This is a genomic window from Flagellimonas olearia (assembly GCF_009184425.1).
GTDB classification, from domain to species: Bacteria; Bacteroidota; Bacteroidia; order Flavobacteriales; family Flavobacteriaceae; genus Flagellimonas; species Flagellimonas olearia.
Window position 1 is genome coordinate 1 of the sequence record NZ_WELG01000195.1, and the last position, 319, is coordinate 319.

1 protein-coding gene is annotated in these 319 nt (G+C 42.3%); it reads left to right on the forward strand.

What is annotated here, in order from left to right; genetic code table 11:
• Window positions 1–80 precede the first annotated feature (80 nt).
• On the forward strand, window positions 81–319 hold a 239-nt coding region (locus F8C76_RS20065; RefSeq protein WP_211372224.1), incomplete at its 3' end, for a hypothetical protein.

A 319-nucleotide genomic window follows, 5' to 3' on the forward strand; every position in this document is an offset into this window, starting at 1 on the left:
TTTAAGAGTGCAGGCGTAAAATGGGCGGGATTTTATCTTCACTCAACGCTTCTTACACCGGCCTACAAGCCCATCAAAGCATGGTGGATGTTACGGGGAATAATATTTCTAACGCTAGCGATGAATTTTATAGCCGTCAGCACGTGATCGCAAAGCCTCAAGCGGCTTACATGTATGGCACTAAAAATGTGAATATGGGCGTGGATGTAGAAGCCATTGAAAGGGTGCATGATGAATTTGTTTTTTCTCGTTACACGAAAGCTAATTACGAAAACACTTATTACGATACAGAGTTTTCGCATTTAACAGAAGCGAGTGC